General features: G+C 43.2%; 8 protein-coding genes, 4 tRNA genes and 1 pseudogene. 8 read left to right on the top strand and 5 right to left on the bottom strand.

All coding sequences use genetic code 11. The features are described from left to right. Positions 1-32 precede the first annotated feature (32 nt). Positions 33-326 (bottom strand): annotated as a pseudogene (locus NI467_RS12085) (protein tyrosine phosphatase); the annotation flags it as partial. A gap of 289 nt (positions 327-615) precedes the next feature. Further along, positions 616-1,251 carry a peroxiredoxin gene (locus NI467_RS12090; protein WP_151205252.1) on the bottom strand — a complete coding sequence of 212 codons (636 nt, stop codon included), beginning with the start codon at positions 1,249-1,251 and terminating at the stop codon, positions 616-618. 331 nt (positions 1,252-1,582) lie between these two features. Here NI467_RS12090 and secA point away from each other — a divergent pair, with 331 nt between their 5' ends. The 8 genes from secA (at position 1,583) to NI467_RS12130 (ending at position 7,949) form a co-directional block, all read left to right on the top strand. Continuing rightward, positions 1,583-4,309, top strand: a complete 2,727-nt coding sequence (secA, locus tag NI467_RS12095) for a preprotein translocase subunit SecA (RefSeq protein WP_174660244.1) — start codon at positions 1,583-1,585, stop codon at positions 4,307-4,309. Positions 4,310-4,444: 135 nt separating this feature from the next. Beyond that, complete coding sequence (locus NI467_RS12100) at positions 4,445-4,798, top strand: hypothetical protein (protein WP_151205250.1); 354 nt, start codon at positions 4,445-4,447, stop codon at positions 4,796-4,798. A 160-nt stretch (positions 4,799-4,958) separates the two neighbouring features. Further along, complete coding sequence (gene argJ, locus NI467_RS12105; protein ID WP_151208207.1) at positions 4,959-6,179, top strand: bifunctional glutamate N-acetyltransferase/amino-acid acetyltransferase ArgJ; 1,221 nt, start codon at positions 4,959-4,961, stop codon at positions 6,177-6,179. A gap of 158 nt (positions 6,180-6,337) precedes the next feature. Further along, the gene (gene nadA / locus NI467_RS12110; protein ID WP_253153164.1) at positions 6,338-7,405 is read left to right on the top strand and encodes a quinolinate synthase NadA; all 1,068 of its coding nucleotides are present in this window, start codon (positions 6,338-6,340) and stop codon (positions 7,403-7,405) included. 152 nt (positions 7,406-7,557) lie between these two features. Then, positions 7,558-7,634, top strand: a tRNA-Pro gene (locus NI467_RS12115). 34 nt (positions 7,635-7,668) lie between these two features. Beyond that, positions 7,669-7,745, top strand: a tRNA-Arg gene (locus NI467_RS12120). A 34-nt stretch (positions 7,746-7,779) separates the two neighbouring features. Then, positions 7,780-7,855: transfer RNA gene (locus NI467_RS12125), tRNA-His, on the top strand. A gap of 17 nt (positions 7,856-7,872) precedes the next feature. Further along, positions 7,873-7,949: transfer RNA gene (locus NI467_RS12130), tRNA-Pro, on the top strand. Positions 7,950-8,058: 109 nt separating this feature from the next. Here NI467_RS12130 and NI467_RS12135 read toward each other — a convergent pair. The 3 genes from NI467_RS12135 to NI467_RS12145 are packed head-to-tail and all read right to left on the bottom strand — an operon-like array spanning position 8,059 to position 10,300. After that, the gene (locus NI467_RS12135) at positions 8,059-8,532 is read right to left on the bottom strand and encodes an OmpA family protein (protein ID WP_253153166.1); all 474 of its coding nucleotides are present in this window, start codon (positions 8,530-8,532) and stop codon (positions 8,059-8,061) included. 14 nt (positions 8,533-8,546) lie between these two features. Next, complete coding sequence (locus NI467_RS12140; RefSeq protein WP_253153181.1) at positions 8,547-9,761, bottom strand: sensor domain-containing diguanylate cyclase; 1,215 nt, start codon at positions 9,759-9,761, stop codon at positions 8,547-8,549. Between the two features lie 5 nt (positions 9,762-9,766). After that, positions 9,767-10,300, bottom strand: coding sequence for a YfiR family protein (locus NI467_RS12145; protein WP_308729493.1), 534 nt, complete (start codon positions 10,298-10,300; stop codon positions 9,767-9,769). Between the last annotated feature and the right edge of the window lie 358 nt (positions 10,301-10,658).

Raw genomic sequence — 10,658 nt, forward strand, 5'->3', positions numbered from 1 at the left:
TACCACCTTGAAGTTGTAGATGGATCCGAGAGTTACACCCGGATCCATTTTACATGTTCAGGGCTAAATACTTTCTCAATATTGTGCCCAGTCATGTGAAAGCCATAACCGCTGTATTTCACTTCATGCCCAGCGTCTTCAATTGAGCAGTGCTGGAAAATAATCCAGTACAGGGTAATACTGGCAGCGGTACGGTCAGAGCCGTAGTAGCAATAGAGGAGTACCTTTTCATTGTTCTGGCGAGCCCGCTGGATTTCCCTCATCACTTTTAATAAATCTTCCCGATCCAGTGTTCAGGTATGTATTGGCACATGATGCAGCTGAAAATCCTTCTAGGCGAGCAGTTTGCTGTTCTGAACACGGCATAAAAATAAAAAACCTCCGTATATTGATCAATGTGCGGAGGTTTATCCCAACGCAGGGAATAAAAGATACCAAATCTGTTCATATCCATATCGTTTCGATCAGGCTATTAAAATTAAAATTTTCAGCGACTTATTAAAATGCTTCCTGAGGTCTTAAGCTTAGTGTATAGAGTTCTAATTTTATTTTTTTCCCCCAGTTCTACTCTATGACATAGCTTCCCCTCAAGGTAGAACTGGGCATGGCTTAGCCCTACTCAGGCTGAGGCGTTAGTCTTAAGTATGGAGTGACCGCTTTATAACCTTTAGGAAAACGCTGCTTGATTTCTTCCTCATCTTGTAATGAAGGAACAATCACCACATCATCTCCCTGTTGCCAGTTGGCTGGAGTGGCCACTTTGTGTTGATCGGTGAGTTGTAAGGAATCTACCACCCGTAAAACTTCATGAAAGTTACGTCCAGTAGATGCAGGGTAAGTAATGATCAAACGTACTTTTTTATTGGGATCAATAATGACCAGGGAGCGAACAGTTAAAGTCTCACTGGCATTGGGATGAATAAAGTCATAGAGTTCAGAAACTTTACGGTCCTGATCGGCAATAATCGGAAAATTGACCGTAGTTGCCTGAGTTTCATTAATATCTTTAATCCAGCCCTGATGAGATTCAACATCATCGACAGAAAGGGCAATGGCTTTAACCCCACGTTTGTCAAACTCATCTTTGAGTTTTGCGGTATAGCCAAGTTCTGTTGTGCAGACCGGGGTATAATCTGCAGGGTGTGAAAATAAAATGCCCCAGCTATCACCTAAAAAATCATAAAAATTAATTAAGCCTGCACTGGATTGCTGTTCAAAATTGGGTGCAGTATCACCTAAACGTAAACTCATATGTTTGCCTCAATTGATCTTATAATAGAAGGATAAGAATCAATATGAACCATTTTATTTATCTTGGAAAATAGTGTTTTTAGAATTGCTTATACAAATTTTTCATAAGAAGACTATCCTTCTATTCAGAATCAGCAAAAACAGTCAGCTAATTGACTATATTGCCCAGTCAAAATTTGCTACATTATTTTGCCTTAGGTTTCAGGGCTAGAACTAAGGATGAGATTTTTTCAACGGTTTTATGCTAAAACCCTTGTAGTTCAAATTTCTAGTACCATAATAACGACTAAGAACATATTCATTTGATAAGCAAGATTTAGAGAGTCTATTCATGTTGGCAAGTCTGATCGGAGGAATCTTCGGTACCAAAAATGAGCGTGAACTCAAACGCATGCGTAAAATCGTAGACAAGATTAATGCGCTCGAGCCGACGATATCTGCCCTTAGCGATGCAGACTTATCTGCAAAAACTGAAGAATTCAAACAACGATATAATAAAGGTGAAAGCCTAGATAAATTACTTCCTGAAGCATTTGCGGTCTGTCGTGAAGCGGCTAAACGTGTCATGAGCATGCGCCACTATGATGTACAGCTGATTGGTGGTATTACCTTGCACGAAGGTAAAATTGCCGAAATGCGTACGGGTGAAGGTAAAACGCTGATGGGTACACTCGCCTGTTATTTGAATGCGCTTAGTGGTCAGGGTGTACATGTCATTACGGTAAACGATTATCTGGCACAACGTGATGCCGAGCTGAACCGTCCATTATTTGAATTCCTGGGTTTAAGCATTGGAATTATTTATTCCATGCAAAATCCGGCCGAGAAAGCAGAAGCCTATCGTGCCGACATCACCTATGGAACCAACAACGAATTCGGTTTCGATTATTTACGCGACAACATGGTATTCTCGCTGGCTGAGAAAAAACAGCGTGGCCTGCCTTATGCGATTATCGATGAGGTGGACTCGATCCTGATTGACGAAGCACGGACACCTTTAATCATTTCAGGTCAAAGTGAAGATTCTTCACAGTTGTATGCGGCTATCAACAGCATTCCACCAAAATTAAAAGCACAAAAAGAAGAAAAAGTGCCGGATGGCGGGCATTTCTGGGTAGATGAGAAACAGCGCTCTGTAGAAATTACCGAAGTCGGTTTTGAAACCATCGAAAGTGAACTGATTACAATGGGCTTGCTGGCAGAGGGCGAGAGTCTTTATTCCGCTGCTAACCTGAACCTGCTGCATCATGTAACCGCAGCAATCCGTGCGCATTATCTCTATCAGCGTAATGTTCATTATATTATCAATGATGGTGAGGTCATCATTGTGGATGAGAATACCGGTCGTACCATGCCGGGCCGTCGCTGGTCTGAGGGTCTGCATCAGGCCGTTGAGGCGAAAGAGGGTCTGGAAATCCAGCCTGAAAACCAGACTCTGGCAACCACGACTTTCCAGAACTATTTCCGTCTGTATAAAAAATTATCCGGGATGACCGGTACTGCAGATACGGAAGCTGCGGAAATGAAAGAAATTTACGGCCTGGATGTGGTGATTATCCCAACCCATCGACCAATGGTGCGTAAAGACCATAACGATTTGATCTATTTAAATCGTGAAGGTAAATATAACGCGATTATTCAAGAAATTCAGCGCGTGCATGAAGCAGGTGTAGCCCCGATCCTGATTGGTACTGCAACTATTGAAGCTTCTGAAATTCTTTCGGAGAAACTAAAAGCTGCAGGCATTCAGCATGAAGTCTTGAATGCCAAGCAGCATGAGCGTGAAGCAGATATTATTGCACAGGCTGGTGCACCGCGTGCCGTCACTATTGCGACCAATATGGCCGGTCGTGGTACCGATATTTTATTGGGGGGTAACTGGAAAGCATTGCTCGCCAAAATTGAGAATCCGACCCCTGAAGACGAAACACGTCTAAAAGCTGAGTGGGAAGCCAACCATGAAGCGGTATTAGCTTCGGGTGGTCTGCATATTATTGGTTCTGAACGCCATGAATCACGCCGTATTGATAACCAGCTGCGTGGTCGTGCTGGCCGTCAGGGTGACCCGGGTGTATCCCGATTCTATTTATCACTTGAAGATGACCTGATGCGAATCTTTGCCGGTGATCGCGTGGTCGGTATGATGCGTGCGATGGGCTTGCAGGAAGATGAAGCCATCGAGCACAAAATGGTGTCACGTTCCATTGAAAATGCCCAGCGTAAAGTAGAAGCCCGTAACTTTGACATCCGTAAAAACCTGTTGAAGTATGATGATGTCAATAATGAACAGCGGAAAATCATTTACACTCAGCGTGATGAGATTCTCGCAGAAAGCTCACTGCAAGATTATATTGAAGAGATGATTCGTGAAGTGATGCAGGGCATGATTGCCAATTATATTCCACCTGAGTCGATTCATGACCAGTGGGATATTGAAGGCCTAGAACTGGCATTGCGTGAAGAATTATCGATTGACCTGCCGATTGCCCAGTGGCTGGAGCAGGATCGTCGTCTGGATGAAGAATCTCTGGTCGAGCGTATTAGTGACGAAGTCCTCAATCGTTACCGTTCACGTCGTGAGCAGATGGGACCTGAGTCAGCTGGTTCACTGGAACGCCATTTCATGCTGAATTCTCTGGACCGTCATTGGAAAGAACATCTGGCGGCGATGGATTATCTGCGTCAAGGGATCCATTTGCGTGGCTATGCCCAGAAAAACCCAGAACAGGAATATAAGAAAGAAGCCTATAACCTGTTTGTGAATATGTTGGGTGTAATTAAATCTGATGTAGTGACTGATCTGTCACGTATTCATGTGCCAACGCCAGAAGAACTGGCTGAAATGGAAGCCCAGCAACAGGCTCAAGCAGAAGCGATGCGTCTGCAACTGTCTCATGAAGAGTTTGATGGCTTGCTGACAGAAGGTGAGGAGATGAGAGCTGAGCCGAATACTCCGATCAATTCGGTTGCGCCGGTATTTGAAGCACCAGCCAGCCGTAATTCACCGTGTCCATGTGGTTCAGGCCTGAAGTACAAGCAGTGTCATGGCAAGCTCTAAACATCTTTGACGCTCAGAGCTTGCGGGCTCTGAAATTTTATGTATAAATATTTTTCAGAGTCGGAATACCATTTGCAGTCCTGATGGTTAAATGGTATTAAATGGCTCATTCAGCACCGAAAAGTGGAATAGACAATGAAAAAAGTATTACAAACACTCATGATGGCCGCTTTGGCAACTCCTGCTCTAAGTTTTGCAGAAACGGGAACAACAACCCTCACTAAGGTTCAGCAAGCGATTGGACCAACCAGTACGCAGGTTGAAGTGGGTGCAGATGGTCGAGTTACTGTCGCGAGTCCACGTACGGGTATCCGCTATACGTTTAACAACCAGAACCGCCCGATTGTGGTGCAAACTGAAGCCATTGCTGCTGCAAATGCGGCCAATGCCGATCGCATTGTGGCATCTAACCCAGCGCTTTCGGCAGCCAGCCAGCAGCAGGCCAAACAGGCTTTACTGAGTGAAGCAGCGCAACTTGCAAAAAACTAAGTCTGAATTTTTTCAGAAATTAAAAAACCAGTCCCTGAGACTGGTTTTTTATTGTGAAAACCTATGATAAATCACCATACATTGCAGGGCTTTGGCTCGATTTTTTATTCCAGATCAACTAAGCTGTCTTTTTATAAACTTCAACATTGGACAATGAGAAATGGCAGTTGGTGACGTATCTATGCCACAGATGCATGTGGTAAAAGGGGTGAAAATTGGTTCGGCAGAAGCCTATGTACGCTACCAGAACCGACGTGACCTGGTGGTATTTGAGCTAGCTGAAGGCTCCAATGTTGCAGGGGTATTTACCCAGAATGCATTTTGTGCAGCGCCGGTGCATGTTTCTAGGGCACATCTGGCAGCGGGAAATCCACGCTATTTAGTCATTAATACCGGAAACGCGAATGCAGGCACTGGTGCGACGGGTATGGCCAATGCAGAAGCCACCTGCGCCCAGCTGGCAAAGCTTGCTGGAGTGAACCCAGAACAGGTGTTACCGTTCTCAACCGGAGTGATTGGTGAACAGTTGCCTATAGAGCGTTTGCTTAGTGGCTTGCAGCCGGCGCTGGCGTCATTGCGTGATGATGCCTGGGGAGATGCAGCAACTGGAATCATGACCACAGATACCACGCCAAAAGGTGCTTCTGAACAGTTCGAGATGGATGGTATTCGCTATACCATGACGGGTATTTCCAAGGGTGCCGGGATGATTCGCCCGAATATGGCGACCATGTTGGGCTATGTGGCAACGGATGCGCCGATTAGCCGTGAACTGGTACAACAGTTACTTTCCCTCACAGTTAATCAATCCTTTAACCGTATTACTATCGATGGCGATACCTCTACCAATGACTCCTGTATTTTTATTGCAACTGGTCAGGCGGGAGGCACGGAAATATCTTCTGTTGAAGATCCGCGTTATGCCGTGGTTCTAGAAGTGCTCATGCGTACCATGAAGCGTTTAGCGCACCTGATTGTGCGTGATGGTGAAGGGGCGACCAAGTTTATTACTGTAGCGGTAGAAGGCGGTGCCAATACTCAGGAATGCTGCGATGTTGCTTATAGTATTGCCCACTCTCCATTGGTGAAAACCGCTATTTTTGCTTCTGATCCAAACTGGGGGCGTATTCTGGCGGCGATTGGTTATGCCGGTGTGGCGCATTTAGACGTTGCAAAAATTCAGGTTTGGTTAGATGATGTACAAATCTGCAAAGATGGTGGTGCAGCAGCTGACTACACTGAAGAAGCGGGTGCGCGTGTCATGGCGCAGGCTGAAATGATGATTCGTGTGGATCTGGGACGTGGTAAGGCAAAAGACACAGTATATACCTGTGATCTGTCTTATGATTATGTCAAGATTAATGCAGATTATCGTTCATAGTTCAGATGATTGCTCAAGCCTCCTCGCGTGGGGGGCTTTTTTATATCTCAAATGTTTTAATGACCGGTCAAAAATAGCAGACCGCCACATCTGGCCGGTGAATAGGGTAAATGGTTGCCTTTGGGGCAAGCAGTAAAGATAAAAGAGTAGATGTTGTTATGAATAATGCGACCAATTTAATAGCCAATGAAGCAAAGTCGATTGTGCAGGCGCATTTAGACCGTTTAGGTGAACCTAAGGAACATCAGCTGACTGAACAGCTAAAACAGGAAAAATTTGCACAGATCAAGGCAGAGCTTGAAAAGCAGGATGCTGTATTGGTCGCACATTATTATTGTGATCCTGAAGTTCAGGAACTGGCTGAACTGACTGGAGGCTGTGTCTCTGATTCGCTAGAAATGGCACGTTTTGGACGAGACCATCCGGCATCCACTCTGGTTGTGGCCGGAGTTAAGTTCATGGGGGAAACCTCAAAAATTCTTTCTCCTGAAAAAACTGTGTTAATGCCGACACTTGAGGCGACCTGCTCACTGGATCTGGGCTGTCCGGTTGATGAGTTTAGCAAGTTTTGTGATGCACATCCTGATCATAAAGTAGTGGTATATGCCAATACATCAGCTGCTGTGAAAGCGCGCGCCGATTGGGTGGTAACTTCTAGCTGTGCCGTTGAGATTGTCGAGCATTTAGATAGCTTGGGTGAGAAAATCATTTGGGCGCCAGATCAGCACCTGGGACGCTATATCCAGAAAAAAACAGGTGCAGAAATGTTGCTTTGGGATGGTTCATGTATTGTGCATGAGGAGTTCCGTTCGCGTGGCATTGCTCAAATGAAAGCGATGTATCCTGATGCAGCGGTTCTGGTTCATCCTGAATCACCAGAATCGGTGGTAGATGTTGCCGATGCAGTTGGAAGCACTTCCCAGCTGATTAAAGCAGCACAAACATTGCCACATCAACGTCTGATCGTAGCCACAGACCGCGGTATCTTCTATAAAATGCAGCAGGCTGTTCCAGAAAAAATCCTGATTGAGGCGCCGACTGCCGGAGAAGGCGCAACTTGCCGTTCCTGTGCCCACTGTCCATGGATGGCGATGAATGAACTGGATGGAATTTTACAGGTTCTGCAACAGCGTAATCAGGAAATTCAGGTAGATCCTGTGCTGGCGCAGCGTGCAAAGCTGCCTTTAGATCGTATGCTGAGTTTTAGTGCCAGCTTAAAGCGCTAGAGTTTGTATAAAAAATGTCTGAAATGCTTGATAAATAAACGCTTGAAGTGTTTTTTTGATTTTTTTTAAATATAGGTGTTGACGTCTTTGGGCGTCACGCCTAGAATGCACACCGTACCGAACGATAGTTCGATACAAAAGCTGAGATGAATCGGAGCATAGCACAGCCTGGTAGTGCACCTGGTTTGGGACCAGGGGGTCGTAGGTTCGAATCCTACTGCTCCGACCAATTCTTCAAGGCAAATGATGTTTACATCAGTAACGCGCTTGTAGCTCAGTTGGATAGAGCATCCGCCTTCTAAGCGGATGGTCACAGGTTCGAATCCTGTCAGGCGCGCCACTTGGTCGCTTGATATCAAGAACCAAATGTAATGGTGGATGTAGCTCAGTTGGTAGAGCCCTGGATTGTGATTCCAGTTGTCGCGGGTTCGAATCCCGTCATTCACCCCAACTTTTAAAGTTGAAATCGGAGCATAGCACAGCCTGGTAGTGCACCTGGTTTGGGACCAGGGGGTCGTAGGTTCGAATCCTACTGCTCCGACCATCTATACAAAGATAGTTGAAATAAAAGATACCGCGTAAAGCGGTTTTTTTGTGTTTGAAGTTTTATAAAAACCAAAAGCTCCAGAGGGAGCTTTCAAGAAGACATACTTTTAAGGCACGATAATAATAGTGACTCTTCGATTTTCAGCACGGTTTTTATTTGAATTATTGGGAACCAAAGGTTGTGATGAACCGCGCCCGATAACCTGAATGTTTTTAGGATTAAAACCTTGTTGAAGGAAGATATCTGCCACATTGGAAGCACGGTTTTTAGAGAGCTCTAGGTTATAGGTGGGGTCACCGATATCATCCGTATGGCCAATAATGTTCAGCTTTTCCAGCTTATAGCTTTTAAGCTGTTGTGCCAGCCGGGTGAGCTCCTGGTTTTGCTGGGCAGTAATAATGAAATGATCAAAACTGAAAATCAGGCTTTCTGGTAAGCCTAGACTCCAGCCCTCTTCTGTTAGCACAAAGCCTTCCTTTTTCAACATTTTTGTTTGTTGATAATTATGTGGTCCAAAGCTTAAGCAGGCACTTAGCAAGGTGGTAAGTAGAAGAATAATTGAAGTTTTTATCATATACATAGTCTTACCTGTGATCATTTTTGATAAATACACCAGTGGTGTTTTAATGATTTTGCTTGATACATGGCCTGATCGGCTTGCATGATTAATTCTTTTGCATCAGCAGCATTAATACTGATGGATATACCTAAACTAAAGCTAAAAGAAATTATTTGCCCATTATGGATTAAAGGCTCCTCGCAACACTGAATGAGGTTTTTAGCGATTGAAGTCAATTGATCTAAGCGGGGCATATCATGGAGAATGATGGCAAATTCATCTCCGCCGAGACGAGCCACAAAATCGGTCTGGCGTATATTGTGTTTTAATCTTCTGGCTGTTTCCTTCAGGACCTCATCTCCAATCACATGCCCATATTCATCATTGATCTGTTTAAAATTATTATTATCTACATAAATCAGGGCAGAAGGCGCAGGGGGAATTCTGCTAAACAGCTTGCTTAACTCTTGATAAAAGTAATTGCGGTTAGGGAGTTCTGTAAGATAATCATGCAAGGCTTGATGGGAAAGCGCATGGTTTTCGTTTTGCAAATGAGTATGCCAAGCTTGAATTTCTTCTAATAAATGATTGAATACCATATTCAATTCATTGAATTCTTTAATATCATTTTGTGGAAAGCGCAGATTGTACGCATTTTGTTGATTGATTAAATGGGCAATCTGAATCAGGGGCGAAATCGATTGCATAATAAAGCGATAAGTTGAATTAACGGACTTGGCTAAAGTGAAAAGAATGAACAGTATGCCGACCATCAGACCGAAAAATACTTTGATAATAAAACTTAGTATTTGTGCGGAACTACCGTATACAACCACTGTACCGATATTTTTACCGAGATGGTAAACAGGAACCTCTATAGCTTCACTCAGAAAAATGCGATCAAACAAGGCTTGTAGCGGATAATAGTAATCATGGTCTTTTTGGCTTTTCGCTAACAGGTTTTGCTTCTGGTCGTATAGCCCAATATAGCGAATATGATAATCGTTGGTGTATTCAATCAGTATTTTAGAAATAATCACTCGATCATTAAAAACCAGAGCAGGTTGAATACGTTCAGCAGCTGTTTGACTGATCAATTGCAGACTCTGCTTTGCAGAAGATTCTACAGTTAGCACTGAAATGCTGACCAAGGTTAAAGTCGAAATCAGAAAAGTAATAGCAAAAATTGTAAATTGTGATTTCTTGAATAACTGTTGTAAGGAGGTTGATTTATAAAAATTATTAATCATTCATATTACTCCTGATTACGTGCAAGCAGTAATACACGGGGATCTACATGCACTTTGGAGCGAGTCAAACTATCCAGATTTACCTTGAAAATGGCATTCCCCGATTTGGAATACATGAGGCAAAACGTGCTGCCAATTTCACATTCTACATTTGAGGTGCTGAAGGTAATGACCTGCTTATTTGCAGATTGATTAATAATGTGTTGTTCAAATTCTGGAGTAGACTGACTAAAAAAAATTGCATGACAAATGGTATTTTTAATTTGATTACTTGTAAGTAATTTAGTCTCCATGGGGAGATTGGAGTGTCTGAGCTGATTTTTAAGCTGGGTATAAGCATTGCCGTCATCTAAGACGCACAGCTTTGGGGTGGATACAGGCCACTTCACATAACTGAGTATAGAAACTGTGATTTGATAAGAATTTTGAACCGAGTTGGCTTTTAAACTAAAACAGAAGGTTATAGCTATTACTAGTAAAAATAACTTTCTGAGTGAGTTGTGCATGAAAATGTTTAAAAAATGAGGATTAGTTCGCATTTTAATGAAATTCTTTGAGTAATAATAGAGCAAAAAGATGCAGTTCCGGTAAATTAGTATAAAAATACACCATTCGTAATATTTATGTAAAAAAAGTACTTGCAAGCTCTCTGAAATACTGTAGAATGCACATTCATCGGCAGTGATGAAGATTAAAACTTGTTAAGAAACAAGGGTTTAGCACAAGGTGGTAAATTTAAGTGTCTTGAATGAGTTTAAAAATAATTGGATTTACTGGTTGACTTTCTACAAAGAAAGCGTAACATGGCCGACCTAGCTTGCTGCTGACGAAGCAGTAAGAAGATCATTAAGAGATTATGAAGAACAACTTGTGTGGATTTTTACTGGTTGATTGATC

Source organism: Acinetobacter sp. S4397-1 (genome assembly GCF_024129285.1).
Lineage (GTDB): Bacteria > Pseudomonadota > Gammaproteobacteria > Pseudomonadales > Moraxellaceae > Acinetobacter > Acinetobacter lwoffii_C.